The sequence below is a fragment of the uncultured Eudoraea sp. genome (genome assembly GCF_947260015.1).
Lineage (GTDB): Bacteria > Bacteroidota > Bacteroidia > Flavobacteriales > Flavobacteriaceae > Eudoraea.
In genome coordinates, this window is sequence record NZ_CAMYOM010000012.1 from 1 (window position 1) to 25123 (window position 25123).

Here is a 25123-nt window from a genome sequence, read left to right on the forward strand (position 1 = left end):
ATCAGATTTTGAAATAGTATTAGGATGAACACTGTATTATTTTGTCCGAAAGCGGGTAAATACTTACCAAGGATTTAAATTATATCATGTTATTCAGATTATTATGTATATTAAGAAAACGATCGATGGGTATGATAAACTAGGCGAGTCAACCCCAGCCGAGGAAATAAATTCCAAGCACCAAATTCCAATAATTCTATTTAATAAACAGATTTTTCTTTTGCAGTTTGTGAGCGCTGGGTCAGACGACCAAATATGTCAACAGAAACCTTGGTGAAGGTTGAGGGAGTCAACCCCAGCCGAAGATCTAAATCCCAAGCACCAAATGCCAATTGTTCTTTTAAATAAACAGATTTTTCTTTTACAGTTTGTGAGCGTTAAGTCCGACGACCAAATATGTCACCAGAAACCTTGGTGAAGGTTGAGGGAGTCAACCCCAGCCAAGGAAATAAATCCCAAGCACCAAATGCCAATCATTTTTTAAAGAAACAGATTTTTAATTTTGACCTCGCCCCCTGCCGGTTCAACACACTTATTTGCACCAAATAAAGATTAATCCTACATTTATCATACAAATTAAGATTCATTGAATAATAAACTAAATCTGTGGCTTATATGTAGTTTTAATTTGCACCAAATAAAGATTAATCCTACATTTATCATACAAATTAAGATTCATTGAATAATAAACTAAATCTGTGGCTTATATGTAGTTTTATAGTTGCTGCTTCGATTACTGTATGGATTTATTTTAAGCTAGATGAACAAGTTGGAGACATAGCATTTAACCGTAAGCAAGATTTACTGGAATTTAGACCATGCAATGATGACAAAATATTTCAATATTACTCGTTAAATACAGATTATAGAGGCGGGAAAAGGGCAATGAAACAAGATATTCTTCAGAATACTCAAATCAAAAATTTACCAAAGAACGGCCTGTTAACCATACGTTATGTAGTCAATTGTAAAGGAGATTCGGGTTATTTCAGAGCTAAAATGATTGATCCTGAATTGAATGAAATTGATATCTCCAATAAAGACCTTTCCGAATTGTATTCCGTTCTTGCAAAGCTGCAAAAATGGCAGCCTGGCATGATTCAGAACCAAATGCAAGATAGTTACGTTCAAATCACCTTTAAATTTTATAAAGGTAAAATCATTGATATTTTCTAGACTATGAGATTAGTATTGAAAATAACAAAAATAATTCTTGCAACTGTCTTTACCGTTTACAGCTTAATACTGGCATATCAACTATTCCTTACGCCAAAGGAAAAACGATTTCACCTGGCGGGAAATATGCAAGGGCTCGGATTATCACAAGCTATGTTTGATATACTCAATTGGCAGCATCCTAATTATTCCGATCCCTATTTTGAAAGATCAGTCGCGTTTAATAAACGTGGAGATTATGCAACTGGATTTTATTATCTGGATAAGGCCGTAGAATTAGAGCCAAACAAACATCTTGGATATAGAGGATACATGAAACTGCGTTTTCTCAGAGATTTTAAAGGCGCTTTAATTGATTTTAACAGACTAGATAGCTTAACACCAAATGTTAAGGATGCACCCTGGGGAGAAGACATAGATTTTCTAAGAGGTGAGAGCTATTTCGGGCTTAAAGATTATACCAGGGCTCTCGAATATTTCCAGCAAAGTTTATCAAACCAGGGCACGGATTGGGCAGATGTCCAAACCTTCATTTATCAAGGCCTTTGTCATTACGAATTGGCTGATTATAATGGCGCTATATCATCATTTGAGAGTGCCCTGATCCAATATGATAAAACATGTGAAGCCGATTTTGGTTTAGGAAGAACTTATCTGCAGCTAGGAGACACGCTTAAAGGTATAGACTATTTGAGAAAGGCCAAAGAGAACATAGCTTATAAAAGGGATGATACATACAAGGAATACCTAAATGAAATCTATCAGGAAGAAATAGAAGATTTGCTGGCAAATCTTAAAAAATAACTGTACAATGCAGGCTATTACATGCCTGCCCTCCTAAGGCGGGCCTGCCCTCCTAAGGCGGGCCCGCAATATTGAATCACTGTTGAAGATGGAGAAGAGTTTGTTTTTTATGGGAATGGGACATTTACCTCAAGTAAATTTTCAGAATGTGCTGGATGAATTTTTTTAATCGATTCTTCCAAATTGATTCTAGAATTTAACTGTGAGGGATTTGAATCGGAATTGGAGAACGAAGAAGGATTTATAACATATAAATTGGAATATGAATCGAATCACTTTATAGCAACACCGACAAGTGGACCAATTTGTATTGAAGGGTGCAGTTATAAATACGAAAAAGAATAAAAACTAGTGACAACAACATGTCTTGTGAAAAGCCCTAGTCCATCCCGATAGCTTCTCCTTCGTAATACTATGGAGAAGGAGCTATCGGGACACAAAAGTTCAAATAAACAATTGTAATATGTTCAAAATAAAGCTCGATAAGAATGATATATTTCTGGAATGAATAAGCACTATAACATCATTATTGCCGGGGCTGGCGGTATTGCCGAAGCGGCCGGTCTGCTCCTTATGGAAAGGAGTGCAGTACCACCTACCGTTTTTATCGGAAACCGAACGCTTTCAAAAGCGATAAAGGTCGCCCGATGGATAGAGGAGGGTACAACTAATCCCTGTTCCGTTAAGGCATTTCATCTTCCCGGGGAAGACCTTACAGAGGAAATGAAAGAAATCCTGGGCCAGGGTGATGTACTCCTCGATTGCCTCCCTGGTAGCCTGGCTCCAAAAATAGCCATGCTGGCCAAAGACTTTCACCTGCACTATGCCAACCTGACCGAGTATGTTGCAGAAACCAGAGAAATAATGGCATTGGCAAAGGATGCTACAACGGGTTTCGTTCTTCAAACCGGTCTTGCTCCCGGCTACATCAATATCCTCGCCAACCTGCTTTTCCAACAGTTTTGCAGCGATTTTGAAGTAGACAAAGTGGACAAGCTGGAGTTTAAAGTAGGTGCCCTGACAGACCATGCTGTTGCCCCACATTATTATGGATTCACCTGGAGTCCGGTCGGGGTAGCTACCGAATACCTAAAAGATACCCTGGCGCTTCGTGATTATAAAAAAACAAGACTTCCTTCATTATCAGAAAGAGCTGCCATAATTATCGATGGCATTACCTATGAAGAGGACCTTACTTCCGGCGGTGCAGCCGACCTACCGGATGCTTTAGCTAAAAAGGTGGGTTTTCTCGATTACAAGACTTTGCGGTATCCCGGACATTATGCATGGGTAGAAGAACAACGTACCGGTTTGGGAAATACCCATGAAGCTATTGACGCCTTACAGCACAAAATGGAAGCGATGATTCCACACATCGAAGACGACAAGATCATTTTGTATGCAGCTGTGGAGGGTAAGGATATAGAAGGGAATTTGTACAGACGAGAGATCTCCAAACAGATACAACCACAAACAGTGGGAAAACATCAATTACGGGCCATCCAAATGGCCACGGCAGTGCCCTTGCTTCAGTCTGCTCAACTAATGCTCGAATCCCTTTATAGTGGGGTTCTCCTGCAAAGTCAAATAGATCCGAAGCGATTTTTAAACGGGAATTTTATTGTACCGGTTTATGGTAAAGTGTAAACACACCAATAAAAGCCCATTCTGTTTAATTGATGAAAATACATGGCTGTTATCAAAGTTCAAATAAATGATTATAAAAAACATCGACTTTGTTTTAAATTAGACGCATAAAGATGTATTTTACATCTATAGAACCAAGTTGTAGCACATTTGACAAAATGACAGATTTACAAATAGAAAATATTTATAAACTTATTTCAGATTTAAAGGATTTTGAGAATTCTGTTGTTAATCAAACTGAATTTTCAAATAATCCTAATCTCGGAATTCAATTTCTAGAAGATGGGCTTGTAATTCTTAATACTGGAGTGGAGCAAATTCATGTAACAAAAGGAAACGTGCATGGATTAATTTTTGAACTCAAACAACGGGAAAAAAAATCTATTGAATCGAGTAAAAAATTCAACCCACGGTCAAAATTAAAAGAACTAGCTAATGGCCAATATGAAATGTCAGACGGGTATTTGACCGATTTGTTTTATGCAAGACAAGTATCTTCTGGATATGGAGTCTATAAGAGAAAGTTAATTGAGATATCCAAAGTGTTTCGCTCAGGAAATAGCATAAAATATATGGAAAAAGACTTCTTAAGTATTGACGAATTTTCTAATGATTTATTGAGTAATCTGAATGATTTTAAAACTGTTGAAGATGAATTGCAGAAATAAAAACGTGCTACAACAAAACCTCCTATGAAAAGCTCTGGTCCATCCCGATAGCTTCTCCTTCGTAATACTATGGAGAAGGAGCTATCGGGACTCTAAAGTTCAAATAAACTATTAATAAAGTAAGCTAAAAACTCAATTAAGTGAACTTTCAGTTACATTTAACAAAAGTTCTGTTTCAGGGGGGCTTACTATGGAAAGTGCCATCAATAAAGACTAAATTTTGTATTAAATAATTCGTTGTTCAGATTCTTTGTCAAAAAAGTAGATTGAAGAGATATCCATAAATAATTCTACAGTGTCTTCGAGCGCACAAACCCTTTTTGTAGAAACTCTGCAAATAACGGTGTCAGTAAGCCCGGTAACGGCTATAATCTGTTCGTTGCCCAACAATTCTATAGTTGCTATAGTCCCCTGGAAATTGATGCTGGCCGCATCCCTTTTATCAGTAATACTTTCTGAACGTACTCCCAAAATCACCCGTTTGTCTGTATATGCTATCAGGCGTTTTTGAAAATCTTCAGGAATATCAAATTCCAGGTTTCCACTGGTATCCTTAAAGCGAAGCCCTTTTTCCTGATTGGAAAGCTGGCCCTCGATCAGATTCATAGGTGGAGATCCAATAAATCTTGCCACAAATATATTATCAGGCTTATTGTACAAATTCATTGGGGTATCAAACTGCTCCAATCGCCCGTCATTCAAGACTGCAATTCTGTCCCCAAGGGTCATGGCCTCAACCTGGTCATGGGTTACATAAATCATGGTAGCATCAAGTTTAGTATGCAACTTGGCTATTTCAACCCGCATCTGGCCTCGTAATTTGGCATCCAGATTAGACAGAGGCTCATCAAACAAAAACACTTTTGGATGTCTTACTATAGCTCTGCCAATAGCTACCCGCTGTCTCTGTCCCCCGGACATTTGACCAGGACGTTTGTCCATTAGATCTTCCAATTCCAGTATTTTGGAAGCCTCCATAACCCGCTCATAAATTTCCTTCTTGTTTACCTTTTTAATTTTTAAGCCAAATGCCATATTCTGATAAACCGTCATATGAGGATATAGGGCGTAGTTCTGGAAAACCATGGCGATGCCCCTATTTTTTGCAGGCGTAGTGGTGACGTCGTCCTCACCAATATACAATTCACCCGAAGTGATTTCTTCAAGTCCGGCAATCATACGCAAAAGGGTAGATTTCCCGCAACCGGAGGGACCCACAAAAACCACAAACTCCTTGTTTTTAACGTGCAGGTTAATATCTTTTGCCGCATTAAAACCGCCTTCATATACTTTTTCGATGTGATTTAACTTTACTTGTGCCATACTCCAGTATTTATTTTATTCTGATTTTAAACTATACAAAGCCACTCCTGTAGCCGTATCCTGGGGATATCGATGACACAATTCTGCCAATATATCCTCATGGGTGACACCAACATTCATCACCGTATCGTTACCTGCATAATATATATAGATTTCACCATTGTCCTTTCTACTTGCTCCACAACAAAATATCACCTGGGGAACATGTATATAATCTTCCTCTCCTACCCTGCAATCTGCTTTTGAAGGCATGAGTATTGGAAAATTAGCCACCAAGATCCTGGAGACATCCTTTAAATCGTGCAGCGCTACTCCTAAATAATAGGGATTGCCATCCATGGTGCTCCTTACTCCATGAAAAATGTTGATCCACCCATGTTTGGTTTTTATGGGAGGTGCTCCCGGACCGATCTTATCGGAATAGAAACTGGGAAGACCACTTTGGTTCATAATGGGCTTGGGGTTTATGTCCCAGGTATTAGAAAGACAATCTGCCGTCTTTCCCAATAGAATTTGCCTGAATATTCCTCCGGTATGCCCATCTGTAGAATCATTTGGGCGAAAAAGAGCGAAAAAATTATCATCGATTTTCTCTGGAAAAATCACCACATTACGCATGTCGGTTTCCAAAACAGGGCCATAACGGACAAACGTTTTAAAGTCTTTTGTGACAGCCAGAGAAACCCGAACCCTATGCTGTATACTACCATGATAGGCACTATACGTAATAAAATAGTGCTCATTAATCTGTGTAATTCTCGCATCTTCCAATCCGCCTCCTTCATTGGCTATTAGGGAAGTTATGTCTGTTCCCTCTGCAAATTCATCGTCCGAGTCGCAAGGAACCATAGCAGGTGATGGATCTATACGCCAATCTGAGAGGCCATCCTTGCTGCGGGCAATTCCCAGAACAGAGATACCATTCCGAAGATGCGAGCGGAATAACATGAGTATATCATCTTTATACTGAGTGATTCCGGCATTGTGAACAGTGACCACTTTCAAATGAGGAGGATCCCATATTTTATTGACATCGTGACATGTAACAATGGGATTATTTTCATAGCGGTGAACTACCTTAAAAAGGTCTATTTTTTGGCTTTTTCCCGTTATGCTTACAATTCTTTCCATAAAATATCAATTCGTGTTTTATGCTTTCATATTTTTTAAAATCTCAGAAACCGAAACCGTGGCAAAGCTTGAAGCAGAATCAGACATCGCATAAGGAATAACAAGGTGGTCGTTGTGCATCATGGCCCCACAACTGTATACTACATTAGGCACATAGCCTTCTCGTTCCTCCTCATTGGGCGATATTAAGGGAAAATTCAACTTACCTATTATTTTTTCTGGTTGTTCCAAATCTAACAATACAGCACTGATCACGTATTTTCGCAGGGGACCCACCGCATGGGTAAGCAATAGCCATCCCTGTTCAGTTTTTAGTGGAGAACCACAGTTTCCCTGTTGTACCAAGCCCCAAGTAAATTGGGGGGTCATTATAACTTTAAATTCATTCCAGTAATAGAGATCGTCAGATTCCATAATGGTAAGATCTTCTCCCCCTTGCCGGGCAGTCATTACAAACTTTCCATTAATTTTTTCCGGAAAAAGGGCAAAACCCTTATCTGATACCGCTTTACCATACATGGTACGAATTTTAAAATGGATGAAATCCTCTGTTAAAATTAATTGAGGAGTAATTTTATGACCGTCATATGCAGTATAAGTGCCTATAAATTCCTTCTGTCCGTTTTCATGCTTAAATTCTACAAAACGTACGTCCTCCATCCCCATTGATTCACCTTTTGCACTTGGAAATATTACACGTTCACTAAGAGGAGATTCGGTATCAGCTACCAGATTGTAGTTGGTATCTATAAAATCAAACAAAAACTTTTGTGCATCAGTATCATATTCACTAAATACCTTTGCTTCAAGTGCAGCTTTATAGTCCGGATAAGTAAAATCACTTGGGAGAGCTTCAAAAATACTAGTGTCAAAATTCGAAATTGTTGCAGCTCTTAATTTTAGTTGGTCCTTGTTGTAACCTATCGAAAGATCTTTATCAGAATGTGTGGCAAAGGGGGTGATTTTATCCAAAGTAACCTCTCCATCTATAGAAATAATTCCTTCACGAAATTCAATCGATGAAATATGACCTTCTCCAACTGAACGCAAACTGATGATAAACCTTTTTTCGCCTTCCCCAAGGTTTTCCTGATTGGGATGCGGAACAATAGATGGATTGAACAGGGCGGCTGATTGAATAGAATATTCTTTGGCAAAATGTGCGCCCAAAAGCAGCTTCTTTTCTTTAGAAAGCTGAAGATCGGTGGGTACAAGATCCACGATATGACCGTAAAACTTTAAAAAGGCTGATGAGAGATCTTTATGGCGATGATTAAATTCCCGAAGTAAATCACGGTACATGATTTCTATTTCTGCATCTGTTAATTTTAAAACCCTTTGAACCAGATCCTCTGCCCTGTTTTTGGTTGTATATGTACCAATGCCCAGGCTGTTAAATAGTAAAATAACACGTTTGGGATCGGCTTTTAAAACCGTTTTTGATCTGTTGAAAGCTATCATAAATATTATCTCCTATATTATTTAATGCCGGAGCTGGCCATGCTTTGAATAAAATATTTCTGAAAAAATGAATAGGCAATCATAATTGGTAAAGCCAACAACACTGCTGAAGCCAGCTTAACACCCAATTGTGCATCAGCTCGACCCCCAACTGAAAATAAGGTTACCAGCTGCGGCATAGTCATTACCATTTCATCCCGTACCACAATTAAAGGCCATAGTACTTCATTCCAGGTAGTCATAAAAGTGAGGATCCCAACGGTCACTATGGTGGGGATAATACTTGGAAACAAGACCTGGAAGATGATTCGCAATTCACTGCAGCCATCAATTCTTGCGGCATCAATAAGTGCCTGAGGCACAGACATAAAAGATTGCCGGAACATTAAGATTGCAAAATTATTGACCAGAAAAGGGATTATCAGAGCCGTGTATTGATCCACCCAACCTAGTTTTACAATGGTTATATAATTCGGTATTAAGGTAATCTGAAATGGCAGGGTCATTGTAAATATTATAAGATAAAATATAAAATTACGCCCCATAAATCTGGTTTTAGCCAGCGCATAGCCAACCATGGCCCCAATAAGAATTACCCCAAGTGTAATTACACTGGAGACAAACATACTATTCAACAGAGCCCTGCCAATAGGTATCTTACCAAACATGGCCAGGTAATTATTAAATGTGAAGCTGTCTGGAATAAAAGTCAGACTTCCTATTAGTTTTTCCGGAGTAAGCGATGCCATTATCATCCAAAAAAATGGATACAGGAAGGTAATGGCCATTACTATTAAACAGATATATATCAGTGCTTTTTTCATGTTACATCCGCATCAATATTTTTTTTCTATATATTTCTTTTGAATTACTATAATGATCAATATGATAAATGCAAAAGCAAAACCCAGGGTAGCGGCGTAGCCCATATGGTAGAATTCAAATGCCTGCTTATAAATGTATAATACCGAAGAGAGCGAACTGTTCAAAGGCCCGCCACCGGTCATTACATAAGGTTCTATGAATAGGGAAAAACCGCCAATAGTTGATAAAATAATCACCATAAATATGGTAGGGTTGATGGCCGGGATAGTGATGTACCATAACTTTTGCCAGGAGGAAGCACCATCTATTTCCGCGGCCTCGTAATAATGTTCAGGTACCGCCTGCAGGCCCACCAAGAATAAAATAATATAAAGCCCTACATTCTTCCAGGTAGCCATAATCGCTATTGAGGGCATGGACATAGCGGGGTTTGTTAGCCATCCTACACGCCCAAGTCCAATAGAGTTGAGTAATTGGTTTATTACACCGCCGTTGAAACCGTATAATTGTTGCCACATGATAGTAACTACTACTCCTGACACAATAACCGGCAAGAAAAAAACAGAACGGAATAAACCTTTGAACTTTATTTTACTATTTAAGAAAACCGCCAATCCCAGGGCAAAAATGATCTGCAATGGAATGTGAATAACAAGAAACCATAGCGTATTTCTCAGCGACTTCCAGAATAAGCGGTCATTAAACATTCTTGTGTAATTATCCATTCCGGAATATTCCATTGGGGAGATAATATTCCATTTATGAAAAGTCAAAAAGAATGAAAATAATACCGGAAACGCCACAAATACAAGAAAGAATAGCATGTAAGGCGATACCAAAAGATATGGTAAAATGCTGCGTTTCTTTTTTGGTCTTACTTGCATATCGGCTTCTTAAAAATTCCCCAATAAAATATCTACTGCCCTGGAAGCATCAGCAATAGCTTTTGCTGGTGTTTTTTTGTTGTGAATAACACAGGATTCATATTCCTGAGATATAATGTCTAATACTTCGATCAATACTTCACAATTGTCAGTTCCATATACATAATTGGATTGATCAATAAATGGAATTATTTTTGGGTTTTCTCTCAGGAATACCTGAAATACTTCATTTTCTTTTATCTTTTGTCTTCTGGGAATCTGACCTGATAATTCCAAAAATTTTAAATCCCCCGCTTCATCGATCATTGTTTTTATAAATTCCCATGCCAATGCAGGGTTTTTACAGGTATTGAAAAGTACTATATTCTTTGGATCTGCATAGGTGTACACTACTCCCCGATGGTCATCTGGTACCGGCAAATGTGCTATGTTGTACTCAAAGTCGTCCTCCTTGTATCGCTCCAGATAGCTTACATCCCATGCCCCGGTCCATTTTGTAGCTGTATGCCCTGCCAGGAATTTATCTGACCCTACTGTATTAGATTCTTTGGCGAAGTAACCTTCACGATATATTGTCTGCAAAAAATTAAACACCCCAACAGCGTATTCATTATTAAATACGGCTTTATTGTCCTTTATCAAAGGGGCTCCATTAGATGCTGCCAGGTATAACGGATAAAAATTATTCAGCCGTTGATGCCAGATGTTTTTTACCTCTGTATCTCCTATCCACTTGTCAACATAGCCATCTCCATCGGTATCTTTTGAAAAATCTTTACCGGCCTTCAGATAAGCGCTATAGGTAGTAGGCACTACATCTAGCCCAAGCTGGGCTATCTTTTTTTCATTATAAATGGTCATAAATGGATTTATCTTCCAGGGGATCTGGTAAATATGACCATCAGCCGAAGTAATTTCCTTAACTACCGCTTCTCCGGATCGCGCCATTATAAAATCTGTAAATCCTTCGATGGTATCCAAAGGAACAAGAACCCCCGATTTTGCATACATTTCTACCAATCCCTGCCACATATTCGCATAAATGTCCGGAGTTGTGCGGCCTACTACAGCGGCCATAATAACCTCTTCGCTTGATTGCCCTTCGGGTATGGGCTGGGATTCCAGCTTCTCACTGTGATTTTCATTCCATTTATCGGCAAAATAAGCTGTGAAGAGAATTTCCTGACTTGCATTTGATGACCAAAAAGTGATTGTCTTTTCTTTTTGCTCATGTCCATTACAGGATAATAGCAAGGTTATAGCAAAAAAATAATTGAAAATGGGTTTCAAATTACGTATGTTCAAAATCTATATTTGAAAAATTGGAATTAATTTATTTCTTGTAAAATCTTCTATACCCGGCAAAAAAATAACCCTCCTGGTAAGGTACGTCTTTCTGTTAAATAACTATTGGATTTATAACAAGCTAATTTATACGATGAAATTACCAACCAGGTTTCACGGTCAAAGTTTTAGGGTATGTAATTGAGCTAAATTTCAATTATCCCCATAGGATGTGACTTCGGAAAAAAATAATCAGGCCTAACACTTGTACAAGTTAAAAACTCCTGATAAGTTCATTTTTTCGGTGTTATACATTAGTTTATTTTTAAAGGAATAATTATATCAGGTATGCTAAATGTCTGGGCAAGTACAAAAACTCAAAATCCCAATTTACGAATTGATGTCTTTTTTAAAGAATGAGTTTCAGGAAAATCAAAAATTATCACTGTAGAATAATTGAAATAAAATGAAAAAATTCAGACCTATACATTACCTGCCCATATTACTTATTTGTTTTGCAATTACCAAAGCGCAAACACAAGAGACTATTCTGATAGTAGAAGAACTCTTAAAAAAAATGACCCTGGATGAAAAAATTGGTCAGTTAAATTTACCGGGGGCAGGTGATGTGATAACCGGCCAGGCAAAAAATTCGAATGTCGCTGAAAATATTGAAGCAGGAAGGGTTGGTGGATTACTGAACATAACATCGGTTGAAAAAATAAGGGAGGTTCAAAAAATTGCAGTTGAAAAAAGTCGTTTGAAAATACCCTTATTATTTGGTTTAGATGTCATTCATGGTTATAGAACCACATTTCCGATACCCTTGGGATTGTCAACTTCCTGGGATATGAAATTGATAGAAAAAACTGCCCGAATGGCTGCGACGGAAGCTAGTGCAGATGGTATTAACTGGACCTTCTCTCCTATGGTTGATATTTCCAGAGACCCGCGCTGGGGAAGAGTTTCTGAAGGGTCTGGAGAAGATGTTTATTTAGGTAGTAAAATAGCAAAGGCGATGGTTCGTGGATACCAGGGAGATGACTTGACTAAAAGCAATACCATCTTATCATGTGTTAAACATTTTGCATTATATGGCGCTTCCGAAGCAGGAAGAGATTATAATACAGTTGATATGAGCAGAATTCGCATGTATAATGAATATTTACCTCCTTATAAGGCCGCAGTAGAAGCCGGCGCCGGAACTGTAATGGCATCATTTAACGAAATTGATGGAGTTCCTGCCACAGGAAATAAATGGTTACTAACTGACCTTTTAAGGAAACAATGGGGTTTTGAAGGTTTTGTTGTAACTGATTATACAGGAATAAATGAAATGATTGAGCACGGAATGGGTGATTTACAAATGAGTTCGGCATTAGCTTTAAATGCAGGTGTTGATATGGATATGGTAGGCGAAGGTTTTTTAACTACAACTAAGAAATCTATAGAAGATGGGAAAATAAAGATGACTCAAATTGATAATGCCGTAAGAAGAATATTAAAAGCCAAATATGATTTAGGATTATTCGACGATCCATATAAATATTGTGACGTAAACAGAGCAAAAACAGAGATTTTCACTAATGAAAATCGACTTTTTGCGAGAGAAGTTGCTTCACAATCAATGGTTTTATTAAAAAATGAAAATCAGTTATTACCGTTAAAAAGGACAGGAACCATAGCTGTTGTGGGTCCTTTAGCAAATACGAAGGAGAATATGGCAGGTACATGGAGTGTTGCAACTGAACAAAATAGGTCAATTGCTTTCTTAGAAGGTATAAAGAATGTTGCCGGCGATAAGGTAAAGATACTATATGCAAAAGGAAGCAATTTAACCTATGATGCCGAATTGGAGAAAAGAGCAACTATGTTTGGAAAAGAAATCAACAGGGACAATAGATCTGACCTAGAGTTATTAAATGAAGCCCTGGAAATAGCCTCAGAAGCTGACGTTATAGTTGCGGCCATAGGAGAATCGGCAGAATTTAACGGCGAAAGCAGTAGCAGAACTAATATTGAAATTCCTCAAGTTCAAAAGGATTTACTAAAAGCTTTATTAAATACGGGGAAGCCCGTAGTTTTAGTATTATTTACCGGTAGACCCTTAGTTTTAAAAGAAGAAAGTAAAACAGTGCCTGCCATACTAAATGTTTGGTTTCCTGGAAGCGAAGCAGGTTTAGCAATTTCAGATGTGCTTTTTGGAGATGTTAATCCATCTGGGAAACTAACTGCTACATTCCCACAAAATGTAGGGCAAGTTCCAGTCTTTTATAATCATAAAAATACAGGACGCCCTCTTAAAAACAAGGAGGGTAAATTTGAAAAATTCACATCCAACTATATTGATGAAAGGAACGAGCCCGTTTATCCATTTGGATATGGTTTGAGTTATACCACTTTTAATTATGACAATCTAAGAGTAAGCTCAGATATAATGAATGAAAACGACTCCATAGCTGTTACAGTAGATGTAACCAATACAGGAAATTATGATGGTAAGGAAGTTGTGCAACTATATATTCGTGATGTAGTTGGAACAGTTACCAGGCCCGTTAAAGAATTGAAAGGGTTTCAAAAAGTAGCATTGAATAAAGGAGAAACCAGGCCAATAACTTTTTTTATATCAATTGAAGATCTTAAATTTTATAATTACGATTTAGATTTTGTTTCGGAACCCGGAGAATTTGTAATTTTTGTGGGTACAAATTCGGATGACACTCATAATACATCCTTCAGCTTAAAAATGGAATAGGTATGATCAACAAAGCTCTTACAATACTCTTCTTAGGCCTTTTTACCTTTGGTTATAGGTGAAAGGGTGCTTATAATACTTAATTGCCTTTGATATAGATGACCAACTCAAAACACAGCATACAGAAAGGCTATAAAGGTTTTCCGTATCACTTTTAGAAATGGTTGGCAATCAATTATAATGAACGAGTCTATATTGCGCCCGAAAGTCATGAGGTATAATTTAGGGCACTACCCGTGTTACAACTTATCGAGCTTTGGAATTACATGAATACGAGCTGCACGCCAATTTATTCTGATTATTCCTCTAATTCGCAGAAGAGCTATCAAATAAATTTTGTGTTTCCCAGTTGTAAAATCATGCTACATTTAGAAGTCAATCACTATTAGTAAATAATAAGATGAGTCTAACGATTATTATGTTATAAAAAGAATAAATATTAAATACATCAATCCAAAATTCTTATTTTTAAACGCAGCTTTATTAATGCCTTCCTCTATAAAAAGAAAAATACCCCATGCTTAAAAAAATAATAAAATTTATTGTCGGTTTAATTCTGATTTTAGGAATTGCACTCGGGGCTATTTTCTTTTATGTAAAGGGGCATAAAGAAGAAGTCGTCAACTTCGTTATAAATACCATCTCAGAAAAACATAATGGCACGGTCAGTTTTGACGATGTTACCTTAAGAAGTTGGGGCAATTTTACCAATCCGGCATTCTACGTGAAAAACATGGTGCTTTTAGATTCGTCCGATTCAAAAATTACCCGTTTTGAAGCCAGGAAGGTGTATCTAAATCTAACCGTAAGGAGTTTATTGAAAGAAAAGATTCAGGTAAAATCTGTGCGAATAGAAAATGCGAACTATTCCTCCGTCATTACTAAAGAAGATCTGGCAGCTTTGACCGCGAATAAAGACTCCCTTCCTAAAGAAAATAGAGTCTCTGAAATCTTCAAGCCATACAAAATGTCCTTTGATATTGAAAATTTTACCTTCGATATACAAAATATTCCGCGTCATAAAAGAATTAAATTTACGATAAACGAAATATCATCAAACCTCCTCGTTGGTCCGGATAAAATAACCTCTTCCATGGATTTGGATGCTCACATCACACAACTGGGATTTAACCTTGAAAAAGGGAGTTATCTCAAAGATTCCAAGATTGAAGGCACCATGTATCCTGAAATAGACCTGGCTAACAACAAAATTCATATCCCTTCATTTGATTTATCCATAAAAGATCAAATATTCAAGCTAACAGCAGATTTTGACACTTCCAGACAAAGTAGTTTTCTATTTGAGCTTGTGAATGAAGAAACAGAATATGAGCCAACTGTAAGCCTTCTATCGGATCATATACAATTTAAACTTAACAAGTATAAGATTGACCGGGCTTTTTCCACCCACACCACCCTTCAGGGAAGTTTTGCGCCATTTTCTAACCCTCTTGTGCATGTTAAATTTAATAGTGTTGAAAATTCTGCCCTAATAATTGACCGTTTTGATTTGGATAATTTGTCATTCACTGGAAGTTTTACCAACAGAATATATGACGATGAGCGGGCCAAAACTGAAGACAAAAAAGATTCAAAACTCAAATTCAGTTCCGTTACAGGGATATACAAAGAGACCAAATTTGAGTTAAATAACGGTATGTTAATAAGCACTCCAAAAGATAAAGCCCTCATTAAAGGTTCTTTAAAAGTAGACGGTATCCCTGAAAATTTAGTTTCACTAACCAATGACGCTATTTTTACGCTTAAGGGAGGCCACTTTAATTTAATGGCCGAATTAGAAGGGGATGCAACTTCTGCTGCCGATCTGCTAACGCAGTCAAATATCACATTAAAGGTGATAAATACGGACATTTTTGACATAGAAGACGAGCTCTCTATTCCTGTAAAACAACTAAATATTAATCTCAAAAAAAACAGGGCTGTGTTAGAGATTTTAGAACTTCCTTTGGGTTCTTCTGATCATCTAAAAATATACGGAGAGGCTTCTCATTTTTCCTCTCTTTTAAACAAAGATGCCAAGGTCTCAGCAAAAACTAGTTTACGCTTAAGATCCACTAAATTGAGATGGGAAGATTTTGTGAACATTTTTGAGAATCCCAATAAAGGACCTAAAGAAAAAGTAAAAAAATCTTCTTTTGTATTAAAAAGATTACTTCAAAAAATCTATTTAAAATTCGATCCTTCCATTGCCGTAGATATTGAGGAATTTGGATATAAATCCTTTCAATTGACTAATTTCTCCACAGGATTGACCTTTAGTGATGTAAATCATCTTAATCTTAACAACACGGCTTTTGAAATCAGGGAAGGAGCGGTTAAGCTCAATGCTGCTCTTGATTTTGAACAAGCTGAACAAATTATAATAGATGCGGAAGTTGATGTAACAGGCTCCCCCGAAATATTGAACGATATCTTTAAAAGTGACACTTTCTTTTTTAATGGTGGTCGCTTTACTTTAAATGGGAAGGTTTATGGGGACGTACTCCAAATGGATGATTTTTTAAATGCTCTAAATGGCACTTTAAGATTAGCAAATAGCAGCGTATTATTCCAACCCATTAACCTTACCGTACCAATTGATTTATTGGATGTACAAATTGATAACAATTTGGCTATCCTCAACTCCCTGGAAATAGGGATAGGAGAGGAAGATAAAATAAATTTCAGCGGAAGACTGGAGAATTTTGGTGGATTTCTTTCTTCAACCAATACTGACCAGGTTGATACCTTTATCAATCTTCATTCTGATAGATTGCAATGGGACGATTTTATAGATGTTTTTCAAAAAGGAACAAAAAAAGAACAAAAAGATTCTGTAGCAAGTATTAATAGTCGTATCAAAGAAACCCTAAGGGAGCTTCAAACTAAGTTCAATCCCAAACTAGGTATAGCCATTGACAGGTTTGAATACTTAGATTGGATGGTTTTAGAAGGCTTTTTTGCTGGTTTATATTTTGATGGCCCCAATAGCCTGGTTCTTAAGGAAAGTGGGTTTGAATACAATGAAAAAAGTAATGTAGAATTTGCTGCTCAGTTAGATATATCCGAATCTGCAGGAACTAATGTAGATGTAGACGTTAGGGCATTTGGTGATCCTACGCAGCTAAATGAACTTTTAAACTATGACACCTTTTTACTTGAGGGAGGCGATTTGGAAATTACCGCAAAAGTCATAGGTGATATTGAAAACATGAATGAATTGATATCCTCTGCTACGGCTATGTTCAAGATAGAGAATAGTGCTATGGTGCATAACTCAAGCAAGGTAAGTATACCATTTAGTGTACTTGAAATAGATATGCTCAATGATGATGCTATCCTTAAATCTATGAATATTGATCTGCCGTCCGGAGACAAAATAATACTCGAGGGACAATTAAATAATATTACGTCAATTTTACCTGAAATAAGTGGCAATTATGAAAGAATGAGCTCAAAACTCAATATTTATTCAAAGAAGTTGCGTTTTAGTGACTTTTTGGACCTTTTCAATACGGTAGATTCTGTAAAGAAAGTAAAAAAAACAAATCGTAATCTGGCTTTAAAAAATGTGGTAAAAGACTTTTACAATAAATACCAGCCAGAACTTTCCGTTAAATTAGATGAATTCATATTTAATAAACTCATCATAAACAATTTCAATACGGGTTTTTATTTTGAAAATGAAAATCTGCTTTATCTGGAGAATACCGCTTTTGACTTTTATAAGGGCAAAGTAAATCTGGATGCTTATTTAGATATCACGGATCCATTTGAAACCCAGTTCTCTCTTGGGTTTTCAACGGATAATATCGACTTGGAAAAATTACTAATTTCGTTTGATTACTTTAATATCCCCTCCATTAGGGAAGCCGATAAAATAGATGGGAAAGTAAGTATTAATACACGACTTGAAGGCGATTTAATAGATAGTACGGGAATAGTATCTAATTCATTAAGAGGAACTATAGGGTTTGATCTTCAGGAATTAGAAATTAATGGTTTTGAACCCATTATTAAAATCGGAAATATCATTTTTAAGAAAAAACGTTTTGAAGATATTCGGTTCGGATCCATTGAAAATATCCTTTATGTTGCAAATAATACGGTTGAATTCCCCTTAATGGAGGTGCAATCCACAGCATTAGATTTTTTTGTTGCCGGGCATTTGGGTTTTGAAGATGTTCCTACCAGCCTGTGGACAGCAATACCATTATCCAATTTTAAAAATAGGGATATAACCAAAATTCCGAAAAAAACAGAATATATAGAAGCCGGCAAAAAAATATATATAGAGGCTAAAAGTAAAGATAAGGACATCGATAAAACTCAATACAAGCTTCATTTATCTGAGAAGAAATATTTTAAGGAAAGGGACTCGCTTAGTGAATACCGTATAATGATGAAAGAGAATAGATTGTTAAGAAGAAAATATAAGCGCGACAACAAATTGGAATAAAAAATTTGAAAGTTTGATCCGATTATTAATTAATTTCAAAATGATACGATTATGAAAAAACTTAAAAAAGAAGATATTAAACAGGAAGTCTTTGATCTTTATGATGATTATGCTCATAATAAAATGCAAAGGCGTGAATTTATTGAAAGATTGTCCCTTTATGCTGTAGGCGGTATCACTATTTCTTCTCTTATGAGCTTTATGATGCCTAATTACCTAGATACTGCGCTGGTATCAATGAATGATCCCCGTTTGGATTCGTATTATATTAATTATGAATCTTCTAAAGGTGGGGGAACCATTAAGGGTCTTCTTTCCAAGCCCAAGGAGACAAAAGGAAAATTGCCGGGCATAGTTGTAGTACATGAAAACAGAGGGCTAAACCCATATATTGAAGACACGGCAAGAATGGCAGCTTTGGAAGGATTTATCACACTGGCCCCGGATGCACTGACCCCCCTCGGCGGATATCCGGGGAATGATGATGAGGGCAGGGAAATGCAAAGAGAACGTGACCGAAATGAAATGCTGGAAGATTTTATTGCTGCTTATGACTATTTAAAAGCCCAAGACGAATGCAGTGGTAAAATTGGCGTAGTCGGATTTTGCTTTGGCGGATGGATATCAAATATGATGGCCGTTAAAGTTCCAGGTCTTTCAGCAGCCGTGCCTTTTTACGGTGGCCAACCCAAAGAAGATATCGATAAAATAAATGCCCCTTTATTATTGCAATTCGCCGGATTGGATACAAGAGTTAATGAGGGCTGGCCGGCTTATGAAGAGGCTTTAAAAGCAAATAACAAGGAATATGTGGCTTATACCTACCCTGATGTAAATCATGGTTTTCACAACACAAGTACTCCACGTTATGATAAGGAGGCCGCTGAATTGGCCTGGAAAAGAACAATTAATTTTTTTAATAAAAACCTGAAGTAAAGGATATACTTTTGTCTCTTTATCCTTATAAGAGAGTACGCAGAAAATTTATTAATTAAACCTTCGGATAAAATCAAAGTCTAAAATTAAATTTATTTAGACACTAACTTAAATTATAAATCATGTTAAGGAAAGTTTTTATAGGATTGGGCATTGTATTGATAATAATACAATTTTTCCGCCCTGAAAAAAACGAATCCAACGAACGAACCTATGACGTTTCCACGAAATATGAGGTTCCCGATGATGTAAACCAATTATTGCAGGTTTCCTGCAAAGACTGCCACTCCAATAAAACAGAATACCCATGGTACGCAAATGTACAACCGGTAGCATGGTGGCTTAATGATCATGTGATAGATGGGAAGAAACATTTAAATTTCTCAACTTTTGTAAAAATGCCCATAGCCATTCAGAATCATAAATTTGAAGAAACTATTGAAATGGTAGAAGAGAAAGAAATGCCATTACCCTCTTACACCAATTTCGGCTTACACAAAGAGGCCAATCTTACTGAAGAACAAAGGCAAAAGATTATAGTTTGGGCACAAGATCAAATGACCTATTTAAAAGAAAATTATCCTGCGGATAGCCTTGTCATGCCGAAGAGACGACAATAAGTTTAAATTCCCGTTTAATCATAATTCAGATGAATGGCTATTAAGAGCTTGTGGACTCCTTTTTGTCTGTTTTTTATGGAAAAATAAATCTTGCTCTTCGATGGCAAAAACAATGAGTTTTAAATGAGTTAAAGAAATATTGAAATTTAAGCAGAGGAAGGCAAGATGTGATTTTGAATTCATTATCCAGTTATGGTTCAGGCTGGTAGTATTTAACTTAATTGGAAAGGTATTCTTTATTTTTCGTCATCCATTATCTCATCTATTTCCAATTCATCCTCATCATCTTCTACGATGATTTCATTGTCTTCCAGGTCATGATCTTCCATGGCCTCGACCAGACGTTTACTTACTTTTACCAGATATACAGTATCATCCGTCCTTACTTCTACACATTCTATTATTTCGTTTAATGTATTTTTAAATGTGATAATATTGTCATCATCATATCCATCAGGATATTTGGTGACAAGAAGATCCAGAATGTCCTTATTTAGTTTTTTAAAATCTACGATTACACGTCGCATGACCAAGCCTTTTTATCAAAGTAAATTACAAATTTAATTGATACGCCAAGTCTAAAATATTAATTATATCATCCCTGGCTTTTAAAAAATCTAAGCATGAAATTTTCTAATCTTAAATCAAGTGAAATGGCTGCTAAAGGTTGGTTGAATCTTCTTCATCCGTTTCTTTGTGGAAAATCAAATCCTGTTCCTCCATGGCAAAAACCACGAGTTTTATATAGTCATCTATTGCCTTTTTAGTATTTGAGGGATCTGTTATATCTATAATACCACGCCATATGAGTTGTCGTTCCTTCCCTACACATATACAATAAAGTGAAGTCTCAGCATGATAGACCTTATACTCATCATAATAATTCTCATCATAATAAATATCCTGATGTGATATATAATCGTCTTTGAATTTAGCATTAAAATTATCTATATCTGTTATCTCCTTCCTAAAGGTCTCCTTATTTTCAGCACCCAGAATTTTGGTAAATAAAATGGCATCAAAATCTTTATCCAGAAGTGATTGTTCAACATCATCGAGTTCTTCTTCTGACCTTTCAGAATCAGTAAATCCAACATCAAATAAATCCACACTTCGCATAGCCTCCACTCCCCTTTTGGAAAAATGCCTTTTCATTTTAGTTTCAAATTCTTCCTGAGCTTTAGAATTAGCAGTCATCCCCACAACAAGTACTTTATTGGCGTCAAAAATTATAATGTCCGGATTTTTCCAATTATCTACCAATTCCGAGGACGAACATCCCATGAATAATAATGCAACTAAAGTAAGTGCTTTCTTCATATGCTTTTAATTAATTTAATAATCGCTTTTGTTTCTCCTTCTTTAGCACATTTGAAACTAAATCAAAAAGTTTGGTTTTAATTTCCCTGTATTCTTCTTTATAATGATCCATGCTGCTGGCCAATTCTCTGTGGGTATCGCGGTAAGCCTTTTCCAATTCTATTTGATCAACGTCATCAATCATTAATTCTAATTTATTTTCATGAGCCTGAACCTTTTTCATAAGAGCAATGACTTGTTTCTCCAGATCAGTAAGAGCAGTTACAATTGCTTTACTTTTTCCAAAAATTTTTATATCAACCAATTGTACGGTATAATGTTTTATAAGATTGTTTAAAAACAATTGTTCATCTTTCATAAATCTTAATTCCGATAGCCATAGTAGGCTTGTTCTGTGCATCTCTTCCGGATCTATCCATTCAATATAACGATGCGCGTTTTCTTTAATTTTCATTTTGTTAAATTTTATAATAGTGAATATGTATTATGTGATTCCAATTTAGTTTTTTATAAAAACAAAAGAAATGATAATTATCAGGTAGCTATTATGCCTGTTAGGATTAATTATAGTCGGGTCTTCTTTTTTTTAAAATACCACCCGCATAATTGAATATCTCCGACTTTAAGATTTGAAACTTCTGTAAACAATTTGCCACATTGGCCTTAAGCTTCTCATGTTCCATATAAACGTCTTCATCCCATTTGCTGTTTTTACATTCAATGGACCCTCCAAGATTATTTTCATGGTGTATTAAAAGTTTCTGCATATTTGTCTTATCACCTTTAATATGCTTCAGACGCTCAAGATAGTCTTGTAAACGCTCAAACAAATTAGGCGTGTTGGGCTCAAATACATAGGAGTGAAGTAGTTGTTCTATGAATAATAATTCATCGTTCATTAAGAAAAATGAAGATTTCCATTTCTGTGTATCTAAATGTAATTTTTGCAGAGTATCCAGTTTATTATTTGCAGTTTGATCTTCCATGATTGATTTTTAATCCCATTTCTTTTAAAACTACTCCTGATCTGAATTACGAGCAATGATAAAAATCATGTGAATGTTAAAAAATAAGTTCAACCGTTTCAAATATTTCAGGAATATGCACATGCCATTTATATACATCTGAAATTTTAATTTTAAATTCTAGTAGGGCTTCCTGCTCTCCATGAATCAAAAAAACACGCTCCGGAATATTTTTAATAGAATCCATCCAGTCTATTAACTCTTTTTGATCTGCATGGGCTGATAAGCTTTCTTCGTGATGAATACTGGCTTTCACTGCATAGTATTTTCCAAAAATCTTAAGCTCCTGAGCCCCTTCCAAAAGTGCTCTTCCTCGCGTTCCCTCAGCCATATAACCAACCAATAAAACATTGGTATTCGGATTATCTACCAATTGTTGTAAATAAGTGAGAATTCTTCCACCTGAAACCATTCCGCTTCCGGCAATAACAATTTTTGGTCTGGGATCGTCTATAGTTTCCCATGTTTGTCTGTAGGAGTCTATAATATTTACGTGGGCACACATCGCCTTATATTCCTTTGGAGATAACTTATGCCAATTTGGGAAACGTTCGAATATGGAAAGTACGTTGTTGCCCATAGGGCTATCAATAAAAATGGGAATATTTGGTATTTTATTCTTCCTATAAAGCTTCCAGAATAAATACATCAGAGATTGCAGACGTTCTACAGCAAAAGAAGGGATGAGCAGGTTTCCTCTTTCATATAATGTTTTATTGACCAGGGCGACCAATCTATCCTCCACATTATCTTGTGGGTGCAATTTATTGCCATAAGTGCTTTCAATAAAAAGAAAATCGGCCCACTCAGGTTTTACCGGTGGATCTAACAAAATATCATTTGGCCTCCCTACATCTCCGGAAAAAATAAAACGCTTTCCGGAAATTTCTATTTCGATAAAAGTTGAACCAATTATATGCCCGTTATACCTGAATCTATACCGGATATTTTCAGTAAGTTGTGTCCATTGGTTTAATTCTTCAGGTCTAAACAGAGCTATTGCATTTTCTGCATCCTTTATGTTATAAAGTGGCAGCGCTGGCCTATGCTTACTATACCCCTCCTTATTTGCTAATTCTGCTTCTTCCTCATTTATCTTTGCACTATCGAGCAATATTATTTTTGTTATGGCAAGTGTAGGGGCAGTTCCTATAATTTTACCATTAAATCCGTTTATTACCAATCTGGGTAAATAACCCGTATGATCAAGGTGACCATGTGTCAATAAAACAACATCTATTGAGTCTGCCGAAAAAGGTAATGGTTCCCAATTAGATTTTCTTAGGTCCTTCCTGCCCTGAAACATCCCGCAATCTATGAGAATGTTTGGCTCATCTGTTTCAATGCAAAATTTAGATCCTGTGACCGTACCCGAAGCCCCTAAAAAATGTACTTTAACCATTATCTCGAATTAATTGCATCAAAGCTTGCAAAGCTTGCCTACCTCGTTTAGAATTTTAGTTTTCCTTATATCCGAGACGCCTAAATGGTCGAGATAAAAACTATCTTTTAATAATTGACGACATAGGACTACATCACGGCTTAGCAAAAATTGTTTCTCTCTTTTGGTCAAAAGTGTTGAAACTGTTATGGGATATAGACCCAGTCTGTCTATTCGATCTTTTAAACCATCCCCTTTCGGATAATCCCAGCTCAGAAGATAGAGCCCCATGCAATTACCATATATTTTGGCATCTTTAGTAAAACGTGTATTGGTAACTACCCAGCATTCATCTGGCTCCTTAATAATTGAAATATCTTTATACCTTGAATTTTTTATATCCTGATATCTGGAATAAATATATAATGGAATCTTAACATTACAATTGCGACCTTGTTCTCCATGAAATTTGCATTCAATAATTATGATAGATCCGTTTTTTTCGGAAATCACATCTATTTCATGGCTCACGCATTTCCCTGTAACAGTCTTGCCAACCTGAATTTTGTATCCCGAATATGTTAATACAGCACCTAAAAACCTTTCAAACGGAAAACCTGTTGGACCCAATTCATATATGGCCTTTTTAAGTTTATATTTTGAAGCGAAAACCGGTTTGTTGCGTCTTAAAAAACTATAGGCCCGATTATATAATTCTTTGGTTGTGATTCCATCATATAATTCATCCTTTACAAGAGTCAAGATTTGAGAGATCATTTTATCGTCTGCGCCGCTTCGTTTCAGCGACGTGCGTAACTTCTCTTCTGAGAATAACACTTTGTCACCCGAAGCCTTAACTATAAGAAAATCTTCATTTGCCATTATAAGCGATAATTGAGATGGTCTCCATAGATTTGTAAAATCTTAAACTCTGCTTTTTTTATTAAAAAATTCCCTGACCAGGGCTTTGACCTGATTTTCGGTCATACTATCTACTTTCTCTACGGTCTTAACTTTTAATGCCAGGTTTTTATGATTTTCATTTAATTCCTTGTAAAATTTGGTATTGGTATCTCCAGGGCCAAAAATTGCTATGGCTTCTGCATTTTTCATGGTCTTTGCCAATTCCTTAAAATACGATTTCAATTGGTGTTTCTCTCTTTCCAAATATTTGCTATCCTGTACCACATCCTGCGGACCCCATTTGGTCTTAGAGCGTGCTCCGCCTTTTGGGTGAAAAAACTCAATCTCTGAAGTAATAGTCCTGAAACTTACATCTTCATTTTTTAAGGTAACCAAATGTGCCTTTTCTTTATCTAACCAAATTCCTATTTTCTTCATGGATATATTATTATAAATTAGTATTGACTATATCGTTCAGAATTATCATGACTATATAAAACTAAATCCAAACTATGACTTAT

General features: G+C 36.4%; 21 protein-coding genes. 8 read left to right on the forward strand and 13 right to left on the reverse strand.

Annotated features, from left to right (window positions below; all coding sequences use genetic code 11):
• Nucleotides 1-678 precede the first annotated feature (678 nt).
• The 4 genes from Q0X66_RS07160 (at nucleotide 679) to Q0X66_RS07175 (ending at nucleotide 4295) form a co-directional block, all read left to right on the forward strand.
• Nucleotides 679-1176 carry a hypothetical protein gene (locus tag Q0X66_RS07160; protein WP_297704713.1) on the forward strand — a complete coding sequence of 166 codons (498 nt, stop codon included), beginning with the start codon at nucleotides 679-681 and terminating at the stop codon, nucleotides 1174-1176.
• 3 nt (nucleotides 1177-1179) lie between these two features.
• On the forward strand, nucleotides 1180-1980 hold the full coding sequence (locus tag Q0X66_RS07165) for a tetratricopeptide repeat protein (protein ID WP_297704715.1): 801 nt from the start codon (nucleotides 1180-1182) through the stop codon (nucleotides 1978-1980).
• A 504-nt stretch (nucleotides 1981-2484) separates the two neighbouring features.
• A complete protein-coding gene (locus Q0X66_RS07170; RefSeq protein ID WP_297704717.1) occupies nucleotides 2485-3627 on the forward strand; it encodes a saccharopine dehydrogenase C-terminal domain-containing protein in 1143 nt (380 codons plus the stop codon).
• Between the two features lie 158 nt (nucleotides 3628-3785).
• The gene (locus tag Q0X66_RS07175) at nucleotides 3786-4295 is read left to right on the forward strand and encodes a hypothetical protein (RefSeq protein WP_297704719.1); all 510 of its coding nucleotides are present in this window, start codon (nucleotides 3786-3788) and stop codon (nucleotides 4293-4295) included.
• Between the two features lie 225 nt (nucleotides 4296-4520).
• On the opposite strand, the gene ugpC is transcribed toward Q0X66_RS07175, so the two are convergent.
• Genes ugpC through Q0X66_RS07205 form a run of 6 tightly spaced genes read right to left on the reverse strand, consistent with a single transcriptional unit; the run spans nucleotide 4521 to nucleotide 11224 of the window.
• Nucleotides 4521-5618 carry a sn-glycerol-3-phosphate ABC transporter ATP-binding protein UgpC gene (gene ugpC / locus Q0X66_RS07180; RefSeq protein WP_297704721.1) on the reverse strand — a complete coding sequence of 366 codons (1098 nt, stop codon included), beginning with the start codon at nucleotides 5616-5618 and terminating at the stop codon, nucleotides 4521-4523.
• Nucleotides 5619-5633: 15 nt separating this feature from the next.
• Nucleotides 5634-6749, reverse strand: coding sequence for a hypothetical protein (locus Q0X66_RS07185; RefSeq protein ID WP_297704723.1), 1116 nt, complete (start codon nucleotides 6747-6749; stop codon nucleotides 5634-5636).
• Nucleotides 6750-6767: 18 nt separating this feature from the next.
• Nucleotides 6768-8210 (reverse strand): glycoside hydrolase family 130 protein, encoded by a 1443-nt coding sequence (locus tag Q0X66_RS07190; RefSeq protein ID WP_297704725.1) that lies wholly within the window; start codon nucleotides 8208-8210, stop codon nucleotides 6768-6770.
• Between the two features lie 17 nt (nucleotides 8211-8227).
• Nucleotides 8228-9034: a carbohydrate ABC transporter permease gene (locus Q0X66_RS07195; protein ID WP_297704727.1), complete on the reverse strand. Its 807-nt coding sequence runs from the start codon at nucleotides 9032-9034 to the stop codon at nucleotides 8228-8230.
• 12 nt (nucleotides 9035-9046) lie between these two features.
• Entirely contained in the window at nucleotides 9047-9919 is an 873-nt protein-coding gene (locus Q0X66_RS07200; RefSeq protein WP_297704730.1) for a carbohydrate ABC transporter permease, read from the reverse strand.
• Between the two features lie 9 nt (nucleotides 9920-9928).
• Nucleotides 9929-11224: an extracellular solute-binding protein gene (locus Q0X66_RS07205; protein WP_297704732.1), complete on the reverse strand. Its 1296-nt coding sequence runs from the start codon at nucleotides 11222-11224 to the stop codon at nucleotides 9929-9931.
• A 445-nt stretch (nucleotides 11225-11669) separates the two neighbouring features.
• On the opposite strand from Q0X66_RS07205, the gene bglX reads away from it, so the two are divergent.
• From bglX to Q0X66_RS07225, 4 genes are all read left to right on the forward strand, one after another.
• Nucleotides 11670-13958 (forward strand): beta-glucosidase BglX, encoded by a 2289-nt coding sequence (gene bglX / locus Q0X66_RS07210; RefSeq protein WP_297704734.1) that lies wholly within the window; start codon nucleotides 11670-11672, stop codon nucleotides 13956-13958.
• A gap of 517 nt (nucleotides 13959-14475) precedes the next feature.
• The gene (locus Q0X66_RS07215; RefSeq protein ID WP_297704736.1) at nucleotides 14476-18417 is read left to right on the forward strand and encodes an AsmA-like C-terminal region-containing protein; all 3942 of its coding nucleotides are present in this window, start codon (nucleotides 14476-14478) and stop codon (nucleotides 18415-18417) included.
• A 51-nt stretch (nucleotides 18418-18468) separates the two neighbouring features.
• On the forward strand, nucleotides 18469-19353 hold the full coding sequence (locus tag Q0X66_RS07220) for a dienelactone hydrolase family protein (protein ID WP_297704738.1): 885 nt from the start codon (nucleotides 18469-18471) through the stop codon (nucleotides 19351-19353).
• Nucleotides 19354-19475: 122 nt separating this feature from the next.
• Nucleotides 19476-19973 (forward strand): heme-binding domain-containing protein, encoded by a 498-nt coding sequence (locus Q0X66_RS07225; protein WP_297704739.1) that lies wholly within the window; start codon nucleotides 19476-19478, stop codon nucleotides 19971-19973.
• A 236-nt stretch (nucleotides 19974-20209) separates the two neighbouring features.
• Here the strand turns inward: Q0X66_RS07225 and Q0X66_RS07230 are convergent, their stop codons facing one another.
• The 7 genes from Q0X66_RS07230 to Q0X66_RS07260 form a co-directional block, all read right to left on the reverse strand.
• Entirely contained in the window at nucleotides 20210-20500 is a 291-nt protein-coding gene (locus Q0X66_RS07230) for a hypothetical protein (RefSeq protein ID WP_297704740.1), read from the reverse strand.
• 133 nt (nucleotides 20501-20633) lie between these two features.
• A complete protein-coding gene (locus Q0X66_RS07235; RefSeq protein WP_297704742.1) occupies nucleotides 20634-21293 on the reverse strand; it encodes a hypothetical protein in 660 nt (219 codons plus the stop codon).
• Nucleotides 21294-21303: 10 nt separating this feature from the next.
• Nucleotides 21304-21747, reverse strand: a complete 444-nt coding sequence (locus tag Q0X66_RS07240) for a hypothetical protein (RefSeq protein WP_297704744.1) — start codon at nucleotides 21745-21747, stop codon at nucleotides 21304-21306.
• A 106-nt stretch (nucleotides 21748-21853) separates the two neighbouring features.
• Nucleotides 21854-22279 carry a hypothetical protein gene (locus tag Q0X66_RS07245; protein ID WP_297704746.1) on the reverse strand — a complete coding sequence of 142 codons (426 nt, stop codon included), beginning with the start codon at nucleotides 22277-22279 and terminating at the stop codon, nucleotides 21854-21856.
• A gap of 76 nt (nucleotides 22280-22355) precedes the next feature.
• Complete coding sequence (locus Q0X66_RS07250; RefSeq protein ID WP_297704748.1) at nucleotides 22356-23720, reverse strand: MBL fold metallo-hydrolase; 1365 nt, start codon at nucleotides 23718-23720, stop codon at nucleotides 22356-22358.
• Nucleotides 23721-23738: 18 nt separating this feature from the next.
• A complete protein-coding gene (locus Q0X66_RS07255) occupies nucleotides 23739-24581 on the reverse strand; it encodes an ATP cone domain-containing protein (RefSeq protein WP_297704750.1) in 843 nt (280 codons plus the stop codon).
• A 42-nt stretch (nucleotides 24582-24623) separates the two neighbouring features.
• Complete coding sequence (locus Q0X66_RS07260) at nucleotides 24624-25040, reverse strand: hypothetical protein (RefSeq protein ID WP_297704752.1); 417 nt, start codon at nucleotides 25038-25040, stop codon at nucleotides 24624-24626.
• Nucleotides 25041-25123: the final 83 nt, after the last annotated feature.